General features: G+C 51.9%; 14 protein-coding genes. 7 read left to right on the top strand and 7 right to left on the bottom strand.

Annotated features, from left to right (window positions below; translation table 11 throughout):
* Positions 1-11 precede the first annotated feature (11 nt).
* Both DFR42_RS19005 and DFR42_RS29550 read right to left on the bottom strand, forming a co-directional pair.
* Entirely contained in the window at positions 12-398 is a 387-nt protein-coding gene (locus DFR42_RS19005; RefSeq protein ID WP_245937016.1) for a YXWGXW repeat-containing protein, read from the bottom strand.
* Positions 399-401: 3 nt separating this feature from the next.
* Positions 402-611, bottom strand: a complete 210-nt coding sequence (locus DFR42_RS29550) for a hypothetical protein (RefSeq protein WP_211324360.1) — start codon at positions 609-611, stop codon at positions 402-404.
* On the opposite strand from DFR42_RS29550, the gene DFR42_RS19000 reads away from it, so the two are divergent.
* From DFR42_RS19000 to DFR42_RS18990, 3 genes are all read left to right on the top strand, one after another.
* Positions 610-1,119, top strand: a complete 510-nt coding sequence (locus DFR42_RS19000; RefSeq protein WP_110256616.1) for a DUF2199 domain-containing protein — start codon at positions 610-612, stop codon at positions 1,117-1,119. The genes DFR42_RS29550 and DFR42_RS19000 overlap by 2 nt on opposite strands.
* Before the next feature lie 163 nt (positions 1,120-1,282).
* The gene (locus tag DFR42_RS18995; protein ID WP_110256615.1) at positions 1,283-1,696 is read left to right on the top strand and encodes a hypothetical protein; all 414 of its coding nucleotides are present in this window, start codon (positions 1,283-1,285) and stop codon (positions 1,694-1,696) included.
* Between the two features lie 563 nt (positions 1,697-2,259).
* Positions 2,260-5,241: a hypothetical protein gene (locus DFR42_RS18990; RefSeq protein ID WP_146218892.1), complete on the top strand. Its 2,982-nt coding sequence runs from the start codon at positions 2,260-2,262 to the stop codon at positions 5,239-5,241.
* A 144-nt stretch (positions 5,242-5,385) separates the two neighbouring features.
* On the opposite strand, the gene DFR42_RS18985 is transcribed toward DFR42_RS18990, so the two are convergent.
* Together DFR42_RS18985 and DFR42_RS18980 are read right to left on the bottom strand one after the other, a co-directional pair.
* The gene (locus DFR42_RS18985) at positions 5,386-6,162 is read right to left on the bottom strand and encodes a hypothetical protein (protein ID WP_110256613.1); all 777 of its coding nucleotides are present in this window, start codon (positions 6,160-6,162) and stop codon (positions 5,386-5,388) included.
* Positions 6,163-6,192: 30 nt separating this feature from the next.
* Positions 6,193-6,783, bottom strand: a complete 591-nt coding sequence (locus DFR42_RS18980; protein WP_110256612.1) for a hypothetical protein — start codon at positions 6,781-6,783, stop codon at positions 6,193-6,195.
* Positions 6,784-7,230: 447 nt separating this feature from the next.
* On the opposite strand from DFR42_RS18980, the gene DFR42_RS18970 reads away from it, so the two are divergent.
* The 4 genes from DFR42_RS18970 to DFR42_RS18955 are packed head-to-tail and all read left to right on the top strand — an operon-like array spanning position 7,231 to position 13,095.
* On the top strand, positions 7,231-7,668 hold the full coding sequence (locus DFR42_RS18970) for a response regulator (RefSeq protein ID WP_110256610.1): 438 nt from the start codon (positions 7,231-7,233) through the stop codon (positions 7,666-7,668).
* Between the two features lie 9 nt (positions 7,669-7,677).
* Positions 7,678-9,462 carry a putative bifunctional diguanylate cyclase/phosphodiesterase gene (locus DFR42_RS18965; RefSeq protein ID WP_110256609.1) on the top strand — a complete coding sequence of 595 codons (1,785 nt, stop codon included), beginning with the start codon at positions 7,678-7,680 and terminating at the stop codon, positions 9,460-9,462.
* Complete coding sequence (locus DFR42_RS18960; RefSeq protein WP_211324359.1) at positions 9,431-11,671, top strand: PAS domain-containing sensor histidine kinase; 2,241 nt, start codon at positions 9,431-9,433, stop codon at positions 11,669-11,671. Before DFR42_RS18965 ends, DFR42_RS18960 begins: the two co-directional genes overlap by 32 nt.
* Complete coding sequence (locus DFR42_RS18955; RefSeq protein ID WP_110256608.1) at positions 11,671-13,095, top strand: sensor histidine kinase; 1,425 nt, start codon at positions 11,671-11,673, stop codon at positions 13,093-13,095. The genes DFR42_RS18960 and DFR42_RS18955 overlap by 1 nt, the downstream gene beginning before the upstream one ends.
* Positions 13,096-14,307: 1,212 nt before the next feature.
* Here the strand turns inward: DFR42_RS18955 and DFR42_RS18945 are convergent.
* The 3 genes from DFR42_RS18945 to DFR42_RS18935 all read right to left on the bottom strand — a co-directional run bounded on the left by DFR42_RS18945 (position 14,308) and on the right by DFR42_RS18935 (position 20,317).
* Positions 14,308-15,921, bottom strand: coding sequence for a M64 family metallopeptidase (locus tag DFR42_RS18945; protein WP_110256606.1), 1,614 nt, complete (start codon positions 15,919-15,921; stop codon positions 14,308-14,310).
* A gap of 682 nt (positions 15,922-16,603) precedes the next feature.
* Positions 16,604-18,925 carry a putative bifunctional diguanylate cyclase/phosphodiesterase gene (locus DFR42_RS18940; protein ID WP_245937015.1) on the bottom strand — a complete coding sequence of 774 codons (2,322 nt, stop codon included), beginning with the start codon at positions 18,923-18,925 and terminating at the stop codon, positions 16,604-16,606.
* Positions 18,926-19,096: 171 nt separating this feature from the next.
* Positions 19,097-20,317 (bottom strand): Fic family protein, encoded by a 1,221-nt coding sequence (locus DFR42_RS18935; protein ID WP_170133580.1) that lies wholly within the window; start codon positions 20,315-20,317, stop codon positions 19,097-19,099.
* Positions 20,318-20,523 lie beyond the last annotated feature (206 nt).

The raw sequence follows: 20,523 nt of genomic DNA, 5'->3' as shown, positions 1-20,523 counted from the left end.
AGACCAGGGGATTAGCGGCGATGCGGTGCCCAGTAACCTTCTCTGAAATGCCAGCCATGGCCTACTCTTTCCCATTGGTGGCCGACCCAGACATGGCCACCTCTTGGTGCGGACCAGTAACCACGGTGCCAGACATGGCGGCCGCCTTCCCAGAACCAGGCGCCACCTATCCAGATATAACCTGGTGAGGGTGCCACGCCTATCACTTCAGCATAAGGAGCAGGCGGCGCAGTTTCCACGACCACCACATTGGGCTGATAAGGCTGTTGCGCATACACAGGTTGCGGCGCATAGACTGGCTGAGGCTGGGCATGATAATAAGGACGAGGTGCGACCACGCAACCAGTCATCATGGCGGCAACAGCAATCGCGCTTAAACTCAAAGGCAGGGTTTTCATTTATTACTCCATCATCAATACACTAAGCGCACCAGGCGCAATACGCGCACATGGCTGCATGCAGACAATAACGGTGAAGACAGTGCGGTTGTTGACGGGCTTTTGTAATGATTTGTAGCAATGGCTGACGGTTTGGTAGCATATTGATACAGTTAGGAGAGGATCATTTTTTTTATGAAGATCCCCATCAGATTTTTGTTTCATTGTACTCATGACTACTTCATCAGGTTTTCAATGCGCGACATGCGGCGCATACCATACTGGCTATCCCATGTGCTATGGGCCATCTGCACCAGAAATCTGGTATACCATCCCGGAAGCAGAGCGCGAGGCGCGCTGCCTGTTATCTTCAGACCAGTGCATAGTCGATGAAAAATATTTTTTCGTACTGGGGCGGGTAGAAATTCCGATTATAGAAACAGGTGAAGAATTTGTCTGGCTGGCCTGGGTATCGTTAAGCGCAGAGAATTTCAACCGTACGTGCGAGCTATGGGAAGAAGAAGGTCGCGAATCTGAGCCTCCCTATTTTGCCTGGTTTTCATCTGCCCTGCCCTACGCGCCAACCACCTTGCATCTGGAAGCAATTCTGCATACCCGGCCCCTGGGTGAACGCCCGGCAATAGAATTGCAGGAGTGTGCACATCCTCTCTATCAGTTTCAAAAAAATGGCATGGCACTGGCCGAGTTGCAGGCACTGACTGAGCGCATCATGCATGGCTGAGTGATGTATGCCTGGCAATCAGCGCTTCCACTCATTATTTATTACGGCGCAAAGTATTTTTTCACGCAACGGCTGGTATTGTTAATCGAATCTTTCCCGCTCCAGCTCCGCTCACAAGCATCAATATGATGTAATGCGTGCTTTCTATGTTAGCGAGTACGCAATGAAGCATACACATCTGTCTTATTTAGCGGGTATTGCCCTGCTGGCTTTCAGCATGTCAGCAAGTGCGCAAGATATGCGCTGTATCAAGTCAGAAGTCAAAGATGACCAGACTTGTTATAAGTTGTCAGAATTGCGCATGAATGGCGACCTGCGCTCTTTTCCCCTGTACCAAATCCGCGCGCGAGACAAGTCGGATGAACCAGTGAAAACGCCTTTCATCACGGTCTATGACTGCAAGGCGGAAGTGATGGAGTTGCAGGAAGATGACCAGACGTTCTGGGGGCGCATCAAAGCCAATTCTGACAGCTCAAAAAAATGGCGTGACAGCTTGTGCGAAGAGAAAAATGTTCCCATCGACAAGAACCTCAAGCTCTCACCCAGTCAAGGTGACGGTGGGAGGCTGGCTCCTTAAAAGTCGACTTTTACAGCAATCAGTATTGTTGTCAGCCATTTTGCAGTAAGTGGAATTTTCTGGGCTTGGCTGACCTTGCACGAGATGGCCCGATCATTGTGGAACTCATCCTGTTCATCCTGTTGATGAAATGAGTTGCCCAGCTTACTACCCTGCATGCACCCAGCATGACGCACACTACTCTGCTCTGTCCAACCAGGCCTTGTGCATCCATTTTTCTCATTTGAGCAGCCATGATTGCGCCAGCAGGTCTGCTGCACTTCAGAGGCATGGATTGTTAAATAATGTAGAAAATAAATCAATTGACTTTTAATTATACAAATAGCTAATATGATAAGTCATTGATGTTTGCATGATCAGTGACACTTACCGGCTGCATGACTCCCACATGCTCCAGGCAAGACCAACATTGCCCGGCCTGGCCAGCCTTTGTAGCCGCTTACTCTCTTTGCTTTTCCATCCATGCCTGTGCCTGCATCGTCACAGTGACGACACACGTCTGGATTTTTTTTGTTTTTTTGTAGCTGTCCTTACGGTTTCCCCTTATATAGCGGAGTCAAAACATGTGTGCATACAATCTATCGTGGTTAAGTAGCAGCGTACAAAATCAGGGGCAAAATTTGTCCTTGCTTTCTGCCCTGCTCAGTGCCCTCAATACTCTTAGTACTAACAACGCTGGAGCTGACACAACATGGCCAAAAGCCTTGCAAACCTTGCTCAGTGCACTTGAGCAAGATCAGAAGCCGATTGCCTTGGGGCAAGCTGACTGGGACGCACTAAAGACTGAATGGTCGGGCTTGCGCACTGCACTGAACAATCAGCTACCCGCCGCATTACAGCCTTTGGGTTATCAGTTATCGAAATTGCTGGAAACAGAACCTGTTCCCGCCTCCGCTCCCAAAGGGGTGTTGATGTACCCCCTTCTGACTAAACAAGCGCAAGCAGGCGGCGCAGCAGGACTGGGGGCGCTCACATTTAAAACCTCAGCCTCTGCCAACGTTCAAGCCAATGCTGTTATCGAAGTAATGAAACAACAGCCTGAGTGGGCCACGGCTCTGGGATACCAGCCCGTGCCTGAAAAAAGTTTTTTCCGCTTGGGCTTGTTAGGCAATCTGGGGGCCAATGCAGGTGCCAACGCAGCACCAGTATGGGGAAGTGTAGGTGTCAACGCTGGCGCCACGGCAACGGCGCATCTTGACTTGTGCTTCAATTATCCACCAAGTGATTATGTAGGCCAGGCTTTGCTAAAGAGTCTGGCACAATTGCCAGCACCAGGTGATTTGCCTGGCATGTTGACTGCTTGCCAGGGAGATGATTTTGCCGTCAGCAGTCTGGATGTCTCTGGCACTGTTAACCTGAGTGGCAACATCCAGGCCAGCAGTGCACTGGTCCAGACTGTGGCCAGTGCCGGTGCCACGCCTTCCTGGAGCCCGGTACCTCTGGGCACGCCAGTGAATATCGCCGCTGGCGTTTCGGCAAAATTTGCGGCCAGCTGGGCGCTTGATGGTCACCAGCACCTGACCGTGATCAAAAAGGATGGCAAGCCCGTCGTCAAGTTAGACAGGGGTGTAAGCCGCAGCACAGGTGCCGCAGTCGATATTTCGGCATCCATAGGAATAGACGGCATCCAGGCTGCATTGAATCCTGTCATGAGCAAGATACTGCCTTCGGCTGAACCGCTGATCAGCAAACTTGGCGCTTTGTCTGATCTGCGGGGTCTGGCATTGACTGCATTGAATCAAAAACTGGGCTTGACTGCTGATGACGACTGGACACATACAGCCCAGGCTTTGCTGGATATTGCCACTGGCGGCCCCACCAGCAAAGCCACGCTGGCTTTGAGCAATAGCCTGAAGAAAATTGTCGATGACTACACCAAGGCTTACCTGACACAAGGCGCGGCAGCTGTGACTAGTGCGCAAAATCTGTTGCAGACGCAAGTCAGCACCTTGCTCGCTGGCATTCCCTTTGATACAGCAGCCCTGAACACTGGGTTTACTGCTGCACTGGGCGAAGTCAGTCAAAAAATAAATGGAGAAATCACCGCACTGGGCACGAGACTTGATGGCCTGGCAAACTCCGCAGCCACACAAATAGCACAGTCACTGGGGCTGGCAACTGCCGATTTGCAGCAATTTATCAGCGACTTGCAAACCCAGGTAGGTGCAGCGACTGCCCGATTGGGTAACTGGCTCAAGTCCTATGATGATGCCAGAGAGCGTATTAGCAAAGCCATCGAAAAAATTGAACGCAATAAACTGGCATTGGAAGTTGCCTATGCCTACCAAAAAAAGCAAAGCACCACGACCTTGATCGAGGTGAGTTTTTTGCAAGATACACCATCAGCACAGGCTTTATATAAATCCCTCTGGACCGGCCAACTGGACAACTATGCAGCACAAATCAAACTATGCGAAAGCCAAGCCAGTGCGAAGGAAATACAAAGCCTGTTTGGGCGTACACAGCAACGCCAGATCAGTACCGGCTTTTCATTGAGTGTGTTTGATTTTATCAATGCCAGCAGCACGACCACGGTACTCGACAGTATCACTGTCAATACTGACCGTGATGGCAAGATCATCGTCGCCAGAGATGCCATCAGCCTGAGCAGCATTGTGAATTATCAAGGCTTCGTCAGTGAATCCAGCCTGGCGCTGAATCTGGAAATGCTGGCACTCAAAGACAGTTCACCACCTTTTAATGCAGAATTCAAAGGCAGTGGCGATAGTATTAATAAGGATCACTTGAAAGGCTTCTTTGGCTTGCTGGAAAAACTCAATGCAGTGTCATCCGGCAGCGGCTCACGTATCAGCGATTTTTTGTTTGGCGGCACAGCAGGCTCAGATGCTATCGTAACCCAGGCTAATATCAACGGTATTAGTACACTTGATCTGAATGCCTGGCTGCGCCTTTTGCAAACCCCGGCTGCCAAGGTGATGGCTGCGGTACAAGAAAGCTGTCTTGCCTGCCTTACTGCAGCTGTTGACACTGGCGCAGAACACACAGGTATGGGTGGCTCTCCCGCAAGCTGGGTAGCCTATGGCCTGAACTACAGCGGTTGGTCAGAACAAAAATTCTGGTCCACTATGGTGCCAGGTGCTGGCCCCAAAGACTGGATAGAATCACTATTTCTGGTGCCTCAAAACGGTGTTGATGCCATTGTGCCGGACACACAAATGAAGAGTTCATTCCGCAGATTGTGGGAAGTGCGCCGTATAGCCTATGGTGCAGGCAAGGCCTGGACTGCCGTCGTCGCAGAAGCGGCATTATTCGAGCAATTGAAAAATGAGGTTCCCGCTGGTACTGCTGCAACCGCGAATACCTTTGACAGATTGTCTAAGCTATCAAAAAGTATCAGTCAAAATTTTGCTCTTGCCTTCCAGTTTGACGTGCCGGATGCCTTACAGCCAATGAAAGTCAGCTGGCGCTTTCTGGGCTTGGTGCTGGCGCTGCATAAGCTGGCTTTGCCAGATCAGGACTATCCTTTCATCACCAAAGTTGAAACGACAGCCTATGGCGATACCAAAGCCAGGCTGTTTGTTTAAAGCCCTCCCATTCCAGCAAAAACGCCTCTCATCAATCCGGATGAGAGGCGTTTTGGTGATATTGGTGAGCGCATTGATAAGGTGGCAGGACAAGGCACTGGGCGCTGGGTACTAACCCGACGCGCCAGCTTGATCAGCGCAGGCTCACCCCCAGAAGCGTTCCCACTTCGACACTTCATCCTCCGGGCCTACACTGCGTTTATTGCAGATATTCCTGCGGCCTGAGCCATTGTTTTTGAGGCTGCCATCATCGGCGATGTAATAGCCGGTGCGGTAGTATTCTTGCTCATCCTTGTTTTTTGGTTTGTGGATAATCACAGGTTGCAGCATGGTGGGCATGGCCACACCTTCCTTGGTCTTGCAATCCCATTTGACGGCAGAACCACTGTCGTCTATGCGTATGGTGGCGACATGGTTGCTATTGGGCTGCTCCCACTTGATCTGGTAAACCACATAGGGCAATTTGTCGGCAACGGCCTTGAACTGCGCATCGTCCTGTTTGGCGGGCACAGTGTCAACCACGATAAAGGCCAGCACAGCGTTGCGCTTGAAGGGCATGGTGCGGAAGTTGGGCGCTTCCCTGACCCAGTAGCTGACATGGAAATTACCTGCCCTGGTCGCATACACCTGGCGCAAGTCTTTTTGGGTGAACAGGGCTGCGCGCGATTCCAGCAGCAATTGGTAGCCTAGCTGCTCGCCTTTGACATTGATGGCATATTGGGCAAATTCCCTGTACTTTTTGTCGACCGCCATGCGGCTATAGATGGGGTCGTCGGCGCGCTGGGTGATGACGTCGGCTTTTGTGTCAAGCGCAGGGATGGCGGTCCACATCTGAGCCTGGGCAGTGCCTGCCAGGCAAGTGGCAAGAATACTGCATGCCAGGGCAAAACGCCTGGTCTTGGTGGTGTAGGTATGCAACATGGTGGCCAGGTGTCAGCTATCTGATAAGAATTACATCGTCTTCAGTTTCATACCATTGGTCAGCGCAAAGTGGTGCAACTGATCAAGGATATTTTTCTTGGAGACGGCGATGATGATGACGCTATGTTCTGCATCATTGACCCAGAACTTGACCCTGCCTATGGCGTCAGAACCACGCATCCAGCGCTTGAAGGTAGCAAAGATGCCATTGCCACCGCCAGCGATTTTGGGCTCGGCCATGGCGCGATAAGAACTGTCTGCAACTTCATAAAACAGCACGTCGGCACAGGCAAAGGATTTGGGCTTGCCTTCATCAATAATATAGATGGACTTGGTGTCATAGTTGACGGCCAGCCCGTCATGGTCACAGACGTCGGCACATTTTGCGCTGTCTACACCCGAAAATTGCTGGATTTGAGTCACCAGCTTGCTATGCCTGCGGGCTTCCAGAGCCAGCCCTGCAAAGAAGGCATAAATAAACCAGATGATGACCGGCAAACCGAGGATGTTGCGCATGTACTGGGCGCTGAAGGTGCTGCCGATCAGATAAAACAGGAACCAGGCAATCAGGATGTTTCTGATGAGCGGGATAGTGATGAAATGAAATATGTTTTTGAACATCGTCATTGCCTTGGTGATAGATAGTGCATATTAATAATGCGCTTATGTGCGCTTCTTAACCTTGCAGAAATTAGTTTCCACATATTATAAATGTGCAGCCATGTAAATTTTATAAGCAATACCAGCAAAAATGTAATCAGAAGTTACCAGATCATGCCTTATGCTGTGGTATTCCACCTCTGTCTCAAAGCTGCCAGGCATGCAGGTAAACCACAGAGGAAAGTAAAAGAGTGCAAATTAAGCATATCAATATTGCAGCAATATGGACAATTGCATAATATAAATGTAAATTTGGTAATCATGCTTTTGTTTTATGAAAAATCGCTGTCTGGTCTTCAACGCCAGAGGAAAAACCAGCGAGCATATATGCTGTGTTACAAATTTCAGATTGCAACAATATTGCCTTAGAGTATTATTTATAGATGTGCGCAGGCGAAAGGATGTCTAATGGATGACAGCATTCCGCAAACCAGACCGGTCACTATCCTGGTCGTCGACGATGACGATGTAGATGTGCTGGGCATAGAGCGCGCTCTGAAAAAACTCAAGATCGCCAATCCCATCGTGCGCGCCCATGATGGCGTAGAAGCGCTGGAAATCCTGCGCTCCCCTGAGGGCTTGTCCAAGCCTTATCTCATCTTGCTTGATATCAATATGCCGCGTATGAACGGGCAAGAGATGCTGGCTGAACTGCGCCAGGATAAGAACCTGACATCAGCGGTGGTGTTTGTATTGACCACTTCGCAAGATGACCAGGACAAGCTCATGGCTTATTCCAAGCATGTAGCAGGTTATATCGTTAAACAGCATGTGGGCGATGGCTTCATGCGCGTGACTGAAATGCTGGATCATTACTGGCGCGTCGTAGAACTGCCGGTTGCCTGAGGTGTAAACATGATATTGACCGCGCCCCCACAAACTTCAACGCTTGATATTCTCATCATTGATGATGATGAAGTAGACAGGCGCACCGTTATCCGCGCGCTCAAGCAAGTCGCGGTCAGCGTCAAGATCGTTGAAGCCAGCAACGCCCTCGATGGCTTGCTGAAAGCCAAAGAAACCCTGTTCGATGTCATTTTGCTGGATTACCGCCTGCCTGACCGCGATGGCATAGAAGTCTTAAAAAGCCTGCGTCTCGACAAAACCCAGCACACTGCCATCATCATGCTGACGCATCAGGAAGATGTCAGTCTGGCCGAGCAAGCCATAGAAGCCGGTGCGCAAGACTTTCTACTGAAAGAAGAAGTCAACGCCCGCCGCCTGATGCGCGCCGTCCATCAGGCGCGCCACCGCCATAAGCTGGAGGCTGAACTCAGCCGCAGTTATAACCAGTTGCGTGAACTGGCCGAGCATGATGCCCTGACCGGTCTCGCCAACCGTTATGATTTTGAACGGGCGCTGGCCTTTGCTGTCAGCCGGGCCATGCGTGAAAACCTGCATGGCAAGATGGCCGTGCTGCTGCTCGACCTGGACCGCTTCAAGAACGTCAATGACACCTATGGTCATGCCATAGGCGACCAGTTGCTCATCAAGGTGGCGCGTCGCCTGGGCACGACTACCCGTGGCAGCGATTTGCTGGCCCGTCTGGGTGGCGATGAATTCGTGGTGCTGGTGCAGGATATGGAGAGAGTCGACCAGGCCATCCTGCTGGCCACCCGCATTGTCGAAGCCTTCAAGAAACCCATCGTGCTGGATGGCCTGGAATGGCATGTCACCATGAGCATAGGCATCGCCGTCTTTGGCTCATGCGCCAATGATGCGACCGAGCTCATGAAGTGTGCCGACATTGCCATGTACCGCGCCAAACAGGAGGGCCGCAACCAGAGCCATTTTTATTCTGACCAGTTGCACCAGGCCGTGCGCCACCGCATGTACCTCGAACGTGATTTGCGTCATGCCTTGCGCAATAACCAGTTGCAGGTGTATTACCAGGCCAAGATCAATCCTTACAATGGCCACATCGGTGGCATGGAAGCACTGCTGCGCTGGCATCATCCTGTCGAGGGCGTGCTGACGCCGGGCGTCTTCCTGCCCATGGCAGAAGAACTGGGCCTGATGTTCGAGATAGACCAGTGGGTCATGCGCACTGCCTGCGCCCAATTGCAGGAATGGCGTTCTCTTCCTTTCCTGCATGCGCAGGAACTGACAATGGCAGTGAATGTCTCGGCCATACAATTGCAGGGGGATAATCTCATCTATACCGTCGATGAGGCCCTGCACAGCAGCGGCCTGGACCCGCGCTACCTGGAACTGGAAATCACCGAGAATGCCCTGATACGCGACCCGGCTCATGTTGCCGCCATCCTGCACAAACTGGTTGCACGCGGCGTCAAGCTCTCGCTGGATGATTTTGGTACGGGTTATTCGTCCTTTGGTCATTTGAAACTCTTCCCCATCCATGTCCTCAAGATAGACCAGAGCTTTGTCGCTGGTGTAGGTAAGGGTGATTCTCCTGAGCGTCTGCTGGCGGCCATGATCGCCTTTGCCCAGACCATGGAATTGTCTCTGGTCGCAGAAGGCATAGAAACCGAACAGCAAGCCAGCTTTTGTGCTGAACGTGGTTGTGAACTTTTACAGGGTTATTTGTATTCCCGTCCCATTCCGTCGAATGAATTTGAAGATCGCTACCTGACCGGAAGCTTCCGCCATGAGCCAATTGGACCACCACAGTCAGCATGATGAAACAGGCAAGCAATCCAGTCATATCAATGAACAGCATGCCCTGCTGGCAGCCATTGTCGCCTCGGCAGACGATGCCATCATAGGCAGTGACCTCAGTGGCAATATCCTCAGCTGGAACCATGCGGCAGAAATCCTGTTTGGCTATAGCGCCACGGCCATTTACCAGCGTCCCTTTGCCAGCTTATTCCCTGCCGGGCAATTGCCGGATCATCTGTCGCTCATCAAGCTCTTGCAGCAAGGCGCATCGATAGGCCATTTTGAAACCATGCGACGCTGCCAGGATGGTACTGAATTACCGGTGGCCCTGACCATCTCGGCCATACGCGACGACGGCGACAATATCATCGGCCTGTCGCTGATTGCGCGCGACTTCAGTGTAGGTTATCGCATCGCCGCCCGCCTGACGCAGAGCGAACGCCATTTCCGCCAGGTGGTGGACGCTGCCCCCAATGCCATGGTCATGATAGACCGCCGCGGCCTGATAGAAATGGTGAATTCGCAGGCCGAAGCCATCTTTGGTTATACCCGCTCAGAACTGCTGGGCAAGCCGCTGGAAATCTTGATCCCCTCGCGCTTCCAGCGTCATCATCCTGGCTTGCGCACCGGCTATTTTGCTGCGCCCGTCAGCCGCGTCATGGGCCAGGGCCGCGAGCTGTATGGCTTGCGCAAGGACGGCTCTGAGTTCCCGGTAGAGATAGGCCTCAACCCCATAGAAACTTCCGACGGCATCAAGGTCTTGTCGGCCATTGTGGATATCACCGAACGCAAGCGCCAGGAAGAACGCTTCCGCCTCGTCGTCGAAGCCGCGCCAAATGCCATGGTCATGATAGACAGCCAGGGCAAGATAGAAATGGTGAATGCCCAGACTGAGCAAATCTTTGGTTATGAGCGCGAAGAATTGCTGGGGCAGCCCATGGAAGTCTTGATACCGGCCCGTTTTCGTGCGCACCACCCAGGTTTACGTTCACATTTTTTTTCGCAGCCCAGCAGTCGCAGCATGGGTTCTGGCCGTGACCTGTTTGGATTGCGTAAGGATGGCAGCGAGTTCCCGGTAGAGATTGGTCTCAATCCCATACAAACTGCCGATGGTCTCAAGGTCTTGTCGGCGATTGTGGATATCAGCGAACGCAAGCGCCAGGAAGAGCGTTTCCGCCTCGTGGTGGAAGCTGCACCAAACGCCATGGTCATGATAGACAGCCAGGGCCAGATAGAAATGGTGAATGCCCAGACTGAACATCTGTTTGGCTACCAACGCGCCGAATTGCTGGGCCAGCCCATGGAAATTCTCATCCCTGCCCGCTTTCGGCCCCAGCACCCCGGCTTGCGCGGCAGCTATTTCACCAACCCCAGCACCCGCGCCATGGGCTCAGGCCGCGACCTGTTTGGCTTGCGCAAGGACGGCAGTGAATTCCAGATTGAGATAGGTCTCAACCCCATACAAACTGCCGATGGTCTCAAGGTCTTGTCTGCCATTGTGGATATCTCTGAACGCAAGCGCTTCACGGATGAGCTGTCACGGCGCAATCAGGAATTGAATAATTTTGCCTATGTCGCTTCGCATGACCTGAAGTCGCCACTGCGCGGTGTTGACCAGCTTGCCACCTGGCTTAGTGAAGACCTGGCTGGCAAGATTGATGATGACACGAATGAGCATTTGCGCCTCATGCGCATACGCATCAAGCGCATGGAAAGGCTGCTGGATGATTTGCTGCTCTATTTCCGCGCGGGCCAGCTAGGTGGTGCGGTACAGCATATCGACTTTGCCGAACTGGTGCGCGATGTGTTTGAACTCTGTTGCTCTGACAAGGCTTTCAGCCTGGAATTGCAGGGTGAATTCCCGCGTGGCCAGGCCCACAAAGTACCGCTGGAACTGGTGTTTCGCAATCTCATCAGCAATATCATCAAGCATCACGATACCAAGAAAGGCCACATCGTGGTGCAAGCCATCCCCAATGAGCAATGGCTGGAATTTGCCGTCTGCGACGATGGCCCCGGCATTGCGCCAGAACATCGCGAAAGAGTGTTTGCCATGTTCCAGACCCTGCGCCCGCGGGATGAAGTCGAAGGCAGCGGCATGGGCCTGGCCATCATCAAGAAAACCATAGAGTCCCTGGGTGGCAATATACATCTCAGCGCCAACCAGCCACGCGGGGCCGTGTTCAGGTTCACCTGGCCAAAGAATACCAGTGCGGCAGGAGTCGTCTGATGGCAGTAAAGGATAACAAGACTTCGACAGAATTATTGGCTGCCATCGTCAATTCATCAGAAGATGCCATCATAGGCAGCGACCTTGATGGCCATATCATCAGCTGGAACCATGCCGCCAGCCTGCTGTTTGGTCATGCGCATGATGCCATCACCGGCCAGGCTTTTGCCCTGCTCTTCCCTGATGGTCAATTGCCCGACCATCTTACCCTGATACAACTGCTGGCACAAAACAGCGCCATAGGCCAGTTTGAAACCATGGGCCGCCATGCCGATGGCAGGGAGATACCGGTGTCACTCAGTATCTCAGCCATCAGAGATAAGGCAGGCAAAATCTTTGGCCTGGCACTCAGTGCGCGTGACTTCAGCAATGGCTACAAACTCGCTGCCCGCCTGGCCCAGAGTGAACGACATTTCCGCCAGGTCGTCAATGCGGCACCCAATGCCATGGTGCTGATAGACCAGGCAGGCATGATAGAAATGATCAATGACCGCAGTGAAAAAATCTTTGGCTACCCGCGTGCAGAGCTGGTGGGCCAGCCCTTTGACATGCTGGTGCCTGAACGCTTTCGCAAACAGCGCAATGAACAGCCTGAGCAACCCGCCCCCACACTCTATGCCCTGCGCAAGGATGGGACTGAATTCCCGGTCGAAGTCAGTCTTAACCCCATCGACACTGCCGATGGGGTCAAGATACTCTCGGCGATAGTTGATATCAGCGAGCGCCAGCATTTCATCGATGAACTCTCGCGCCGCAACCAGGATTTGAAAGACTTTGCCTATGTCGCCTCGCATGACCTGAAAGCCCCGCTGCGCGGCGTCAGCCAGCTGGCAACCTGGATCACTGAAGACCTGGCAGGCAAGATCAACGAAGAAACCAGCGAACACCTGCACCTCATGCGCGTGCGCATCACCCGCATGGAAAAACTGCTGGAAGATTTGCTGCTCTACTTCCGCGCCGACCAGTTGGGCGGCAACATCGTCACCATCGACTTTGCCGAACTGGTGCGCGATGTCTTTGAACTATGCTGCAGCGACGCCTCTTTCGATCTCGAATTAGAAGGCAGTTTCCCCAAAGCCCCGACCCATAATGTCGCTCTGGAACTGGTCTTGCGCAACCTCATCAGCAATGCCATCAAGCATCACGACAAACGCAGCGGCCACATCGTCGTGCGTTCCATCTCCAATGAAGACCACTATCTCTTCGAAGTCGCCGACGACGGCGCTGGCATCCCCATAGAACACCAGGAACGCGTCTTCGCCATGTTCCAGACCCTGCGCCCCCGCGACGAAGTAGAAGGCAGCGGCATGGGCCTGGCCGTCATCAAGAAAACCATAGAGTCCCTGGGCGGCCACATCAGCCTGGATTCCAACCAGCCACGAGGGGCCGTGTTCAGGTTTAGCTGGCCGCGGGTGGCGGGATGATTTTTCAATAAAATCCTGTTGACATTTTTTGAGTAGTCAAGGCCTCACCTGGCTGAAATCAGTCACCATCTACTAAGCTTCTTCAGGTCGCTCCAGCGCAGGCTGGAGCCCAGCGGCGTTCGTTGGTTGATGAAGGGATTTCTTAAATCAGGATAGGCGTAGCAAACTCAATACGGCACATCAGAGCAAACGGCACCAATAAGATGGATTCCTGCCTGCGCAGGAATGACGACTCAGAGGATATACAGTTAGATATGCCAAGCGATTTGCCCAGGTTTACATCAACTGCAGGGTTCGTTGCAATGCATCGTTCTGACCTTGCCTGAGCCTCAAGCGCGATGCATCAGTAATAATAGCAAGCTTGTAGTACCATTCAGGATACAAGCAAAATTTCTCATCCGGAAAAAATGTACTTTCAGTTTTTCGACAAAAGGCCATGAAAGCATGATCAGGCTAACGTAAGCCTTGGGTCATTACAAACTATGTTCCTCCTGCTATTTTTTTTACTCATTTATCTCTCTATCATTCAGCGCAAGTTAAGCCTGAAAGCTGCGGCTATAGCTTGGGCTAGCGAAGAATCAATGCAAATCATGGATTCGACGAAAATGGAATATTTTTGCTGGCAACGAGGCCCTCCAGAGGTCTGCTTTCAAGCAAGAAATGAGAACAATGAACTATATGAGATTCGCCTCGAATTACATATTCGGATGGTCCAGTATGTCATGCAAATGATAAAAAACCGTGGGGCCGCGTATGACACGAAACTGGTGTCAAAAAAACGTCTTTGACTAATAGTATCGTAGGGGCACGGCACTCGGCTTATCCATTACGCAAACATTTTTCGACAGCCTTGTGCTGATTGCGGCAAATCAAGAACCTTACGGTGCTAATACGATGGATTCCTGCCTGCGCAGGAATGACGATTGAAGGGGTATCCCAATCAACAAATAACACGGTTTGCGCACGCTGAAATTGGGAGATGCTACGATACCAATAAGCAGCGGCATAGGGCACATCAATGAAACGAGAACGAAAGAAATGCAGTATTTCCTCCTCCCTGTATCTCTGTATCTCTGTACCTCTGTGTATCTGTGCCTCTGTGGTGAGATTTTTGGTCTTATCTTCACCAACTAAAGGCGCGCTACAACGTAGAACAATTAAACAAATCAAGAATGGGCATTTTGTACCAAACACAAAACGCCCATACGAAGCCTACTGCGGTGGGAACAAATACGTCACCGAGTAGTTACCACTGCCAGAATACGATTTGACTTGCACATAGTAGTAACCTGCCGTACCTGCATAGTTGATAGCTTCAGTCGATGCACTGCCTTCGCTGCTGGCTACCTTGGTCCAGGCGCTGCCAGAATATTTGTACAGGTAGAGATCAAAGTCCGTGCCTGCTGGCCCGCTCAGTTGTATGCTGAAGGTGCCGCTGCCTGCCTGGATATAGCCAGGGGATGCGCTGGGTGCATTGGCTGTTGCGCCGTTAGTCAGCGAACCAGTCTGGGTGACCGGACCACCGCTTGGCTGGCCGTAAGAAGCAAACACGGCCCTGGCCAGGCCTTCGTTAACAGCATGCCATGGATAACCCAGCGTGCGCATGCGTGAGTTTTCAGTAGGACGGTATTTCCCTGTTTTGCAATACTGTGCGCCCTGGAAAGTACCGACCGTGCCATTGGGATATTGTCCCAGGCCAGTTGGCACAGCCGTGGTGGAGGCGATCAACCTGCCCCATTTGACATTGCGCGTGCCATTGAGTGAGACGTCACCGGAAGTTGGCTCCGCGCTCAGGCTGCAAGTGCCATAGTCATATTCGTCAGCCAGGGCAAAGGCGGTGTGGCCGATTTCATGCAGGGCAATTTCGACTGACTGGTTATTCATCGACAAGGTGGCAATCTCGCCGCCAGAGCCGCCGTAACGGGTGGAATTGGAGACAACGACAATCACATCACGCTGGTCAGGCGCCAGCACCGAGCCGACGATGTTGTACACCTTGGTTGAATTCACGCACAGCAGTCGGTCGATGTTGTAGCAATAAAAGCTGCCATCCATTGCAGTGTCGCGGTAGATGCCACGGTCAGGCTCATCGGCCCCGGACTGATTGCTGGCGACATCGACGCGGTGTACATTCATGCTGGCACGGTTGGCGGCAAACAGGGGGTCGGCCAGGAAACCATCGATAACTTTTTGCGCATCAGTACGCCATTTATCCATCTCGGCAGCGGTATAGCCATCGCCGACAAAGACCAGGTCCATGCGTGCATTGGCCGGGCCGTTATTGACTATGGTAGTGACAGTTGCAGCAGGTGGCGGGGCCTGCATACGTGCCAGCTGGCTGCTACGCAGCATTTTTTCCAGCGTAGCACGGTCAAATACAGTTTGCTGCGGTGGTACTGGTGTCATGCGGGTATCGCCCGTGGCAGCCGTAGATTGCTGCAGGATTTCTATGCTGGCGATCCTGGCATCAAAGGGTAGCGATACTTCAAACACACCGTCTGCCTGGCGGACTTGTTGTGACACTTCAATCGCGCCGGTTTTGGGGTCAAACGCCTCTATATGGCGCTGCTGCGCATTCCTGACCAGCACTTCATGGATGACAGCGCCTTGTGCATTTTTGGCGACGACGCGCCATTTCTCTGTCTGGCCGCCATCGGCCATACTGGGCGTCAGGGCAAACTCGCCAAGCTCGGCATGTACCGGCGTAAAACTCGTGCCCTGCCTGCCATCGCTGTAAGCAACACGCAGGGAGATATTCCCTGCATGCGCGTTGATTTGAACCACCATTGCTGCAACGAACATCAAAATAAGTTTGATAGCATTCATACGGTCTCCGGATAAATAAGGGTGAATGTAAGAACTTCGTGCTGACTGAATGGAACGTTCCTGCCAGAAGAAGTTGGCAGGTGGGTAGACGCTGCGCAAGTTGCCGGCAGCTGGAGATCAGTATAGTAAATTAGAACTCATTTCATAAATAGGGTGAGTGCGAACAAGACGATTTGGGATGCAGTGCAAGGCCTCAGGTGTTTACCCTGCGCTGCTAAGGCTCCTGCCTTAGCGAGGGCGAGGTAACAAACTTCGCGCAGCAATGCGCCCAAATCGTCAGTTCCCGAAGGGTTTGCCTCATAACGCGTGCTGGACTGCAGGTGTTGACAATTCGACTCGTTGTCAATAGGCAAAGCTATTGACTGCCTCGTCCGCCTTGCCAGCCCACGTTATGAGACAAACGCATCTCATCCTATTTATGAAATGAGTTCTAAATATATTAAACAGCATTTAGTGTAACAAGATGTGAAACCTGTCATGAATCTGGTGCTAACTTCTGCACCGGATAGCCGAATTTATGTCCACATTTGATACCGTCAGCGGCATGGTTTTTGCAAAGTCCTCGCCAGATTGAATCTAAGCAGGAATGACGGCGTGAAGATATTCAAATAGGCAGGTGCCACGGTTTTACATGGGAACAGTAAAAATGCAGCCTGTAGCCTGTGCCCTGCGCACCGCATCGCTAACGCAAACCCGCCCCATACTCACGGATGAGGTCATCAATATGCCGCGGCCTAGATAACACAAACCCCTGTATCAGCGTATCCCCAAACTGCCGTAAGAAAGCCAGTTGATTATCCGTCTCCACCCCTTCTGCAATCACGTTCAGATGCAGGTTGCGGCCCAGTTCTATGATGGTGCGGACGATGGCGCGGTCTTCGCTTTGCTGGGGCAGGCCCATGATGAAAGAGCGGTCTATCTTCATCGAGGAGATGGGCAGGTTTTTCAAGTGGGCGAGTGAAGAATAGCCCATACCAAAATCATCAAGGCTGATGCCAAAACCCAGGCGGCGCAAGATACTCATGATGGGGATGACATGGTCAGGCTGATGCATGAGCATGCTTTCTGTCAGCTCAAGGCAGAGATGATGGGGTTTGATGCCTGATTGCTCAACGATGGCGCGCAATTCATCAGGCAGGCTGCTGGAAGTGAATTCAGAAGCGGCCATGTTGACATGCACTTTTAAATTCTCAAAGCCGGAACGGTGCAGGCGCGCCAGGTCATGGCAGGCGCGATGCACTACCCAATTGCCTATCTGTATGAAGAGGCGGCTTTCTTCTGCGATGGGGATGAACACATCTGGCCGCACGATGTCGCCATTGGCGCGACGCCAGCGTATCAATGCTTCTATCGCATGAATCTGGCCATTGCCTGCAAAAATGGGCTGGTATTCCAGATAGAGGCCATTGTCGGCAATAGCCTGGTGCAGCTCGGTTTCCATGGTCAGGCGCTGGGCCAGGTCAGACTGTTGCACGGCCAGCGTGTAAGACGTGCTGCTGGCAAAATAGCTAACGGCATTGCGGCCACTTTTCTTGATGCGGTACATGGCGGTATCGGCACCACGCAACAGCTCAGGGCCGGTCAAACCATTGTCGGGATAGATGCTGATGCCTATGCTGGCCGAGACAGTAATTTCATGGCCATTGAACATGAAAGGTAATTGCGCTGCATGCAGCACCTGCTTGACCAGGCTATCAAGCTGCTCATTGAAAGGCGTGGCAGAACCGTCAGGCTGGTAGAGGATGGCAAACTCATCACCACCCAGCCGCCCTACCAGTTTGCCGGGGATAGACAATGCCTGCACGCGTTGTGAAAAACCGCGCAAGACGACATTGCCAGCCTCATGACCAAAGGCATCATTGACGGGTTTGAAACGATCGAGGTCGATAAAGATGAGGCCAAATACGGTGCCATTGGCAGCACTGCGCTTGCAGGTGCTGTCGAGTATCTGGTAAAAATGGCTACGGTTGGCAAGCTCGGTCAGGCCATCGATTTGCGCCAGCAGGCGTATGGTTTCTTGCTGTTCCAGCCTTTGCGCTGTCTGTGCGATGAGTGCGCCTATGGTGGCTGACAATGTCGGCAATTGCGCCTCTGTCTGGCGTGTCAGGCGGCTATAAAATTCCAGCACGCCGGGGCAATGGCGGTAACCTTCATCGGTAATATAGGCGACCGGGAAGATATACCCAGAACGCAATTCACATTGCATGGCGCTGTTCTTGCGAATGAAATCATCATTTTCGCCCATGCTTTCTACCCAGCGTGGCTCACCTTGCTGCCACACCCGCCCCACCAGGCCAGTGCCAGGGCGCACCTGCATGCTCTGGCTGTCTTGCGTAAACAAGGCCAGCTTTTCTTGTTGCCCATGCCAGAAATTCTGTAGCGTCAGCTTGCGCTCACCCAGGCCATCAGCTTCTACTGTCCAGTAGGCACCCCAGTCCCAACCCAGGTTTTCACATACCAGTTGTATCACCTTGGTGACAGCAACATCAATTGAATCTGCACCGACAAACAAGCGCGTCGTTTCAAAACTCAGGCGCTCACGCATGGCAGCATGTTTCGCTGCCGTGATATCCGTCAATATGCCTTCAAAGATGGGTGATGCCATGGTCTGTGGCACGGACTTCAAGCGCAGCCAGCGCAAACCACTGCCTTCATTGAAGATGCGGAATTCATGCTCCATCTGCGCTGGCCTGGCATGTGCATTGCGCAGCATGCCACTGGCCTGCAACATATCATCCACCAGCACTTTGGCAAACCCGCTTTCCAGCGTCGCATGCCAGCCAGGAGCCACCCCCAGCATGGTGGCGGCAACGACGGACAATACCATTTCATCACTATCAGGGTGATACCAGCAGCGACCAAATGCAGCCGTCTGCTCCAGCAGATCAATACTGCAGGCTTGCGCGAGCGCAGCCTGCAAGGCCGGTGTTGCGCCGGGGTGTAGATGTTCTGGCAAGAGCATCGCCAGGAAGGCAGGTTCATGCATGGCGTGAAACACTTCCATAAATGCAAGGTGATCATTTACAGGCAGCAATTTTTGTTCCACTAAAACTTGCCGGAGATGTTGATTTTTAGTGCATCAAGGCTTGCCTGTCTGATCACGCTGAGCAAACGCCTGGGGAAGTATGCACCAGGATGGTGCTTGCGAGAGTATACAGAAGAGAGATTAGTACATTTATACTTGTGTATTTGCTTCCGCCTCTGGCCAAAGCTTGGGGAAAAGATAGCGAAACATATACAAAGGTGCAGCCAGTTCCACCGGGCCTTTAGGGCTTGATGAAGTGATCACCCCCAGTTTGAATAAATCTGCAAGAACACGGTCTGCTGTGCGATCTGCCAAACCCATCATGTTTTTAAATCTGCTTCTTTCCAGAGTTTTAACACTACCCAGATAAGCCAGGGGCACTGCCGCCTCCAGCTTCAAATACCTGGTTTCTTTACGGGTTGATTCAGCCGCCAGCATTTGCGCAAGACGATTTTCAAAACCGGCAATATCAAGCAAATTATTCATGAAAGAAATCTGATCCAGGCAAACCTTGATAAAAAATTCAATAAACGCGACCAGGCCTTTTTCAGTCAAATTGCCCCTGCCATCCAGATCACCCTGACGCACACGGTCAGCACTGATCAGGTGCTCATAATAGCTTTCTTGCTGACGCGCCAGGCCACGCATAGGCGACCATAGACCTTGCGTCAAACCCAATGCGTTCAGCCCGACATGTGTGTGCAGACGTGCAGTGCGACCATTGCCATCTAAAAAAGGATGTATCCAGGCCAGCCTGTGATGTGCCGCGAGCAAGGCAATGACCGCAGTTTCACCCGCCCGCGCATTTTGGTAAGCCTCATGCCATTTTTTCATAAACAAGTGCACGGTCACCGGATCTGGGGGAATATGCTGCCCAACGATGACACCCACTTCACGCCATATCCCTGGCAACACCACTTGCCTGACAGCATCTTCATTGAACTGAATCAGGTCTTCAGGCAAGAGTTGTGCATGCAAATGACGGTGGATGGTTTGCGTTACATCCGCTTGAAAAAAAATAGAAGCATCAAAGTGCGGGTAAGTTGCTTCAGCCCAGCGCTCGGTTTCTATATGGGCAACGGCGATACGTTGCTTGCGTGCTTCATCTGGCTGACTGGAAAAATCTTTGTTCATCGCCCTTTCTATCAACAAGGGTTCTGTGTGCTGCCCTTCTATCTTATTGGTATAAAAAGAATTCATGGGCCGCAAGGTTTCCCGCAGCAAGGCACGCAAATGTGGCATACCTTGCGCAGCAAGATCTTTGGCCTTGTTAATAAGATCAGCCGCCAGTGGCCGTAAATCATTTAATTTTGATTCACCTGGAAGCATGGGCTGCATCTGGTGAGGATTATTGTAATGATATTTACTCATACTATCTTCCATGCAAGCATTATAACCATATGAAAATGGCGCATCCAATGGCGAATCATTTAAAACAAGATAATCACCATAAATTACTTTAAAAACAATGAGTTATTAATTTCATGGCGAATAAGTTGGCGAATGATTTGGCGGATATTAGGAGTACTATAACTCATTTCTTCATGTGCAATAGCTTAGTGGTACACTTTGTGTAC

The organism is Undibacterium pigrum, from assembly GCF_003201815.1.
Lineage (GTDB): Bacteria > Pseudomonadota > Gammaproteobacteria > Burkholderiales > Burkholderiaceae_D > Undibacterium > Undibacterium pigrum.
This window is presented reverse-complemented; position numbering and strand designations above follow the sequence as displayed.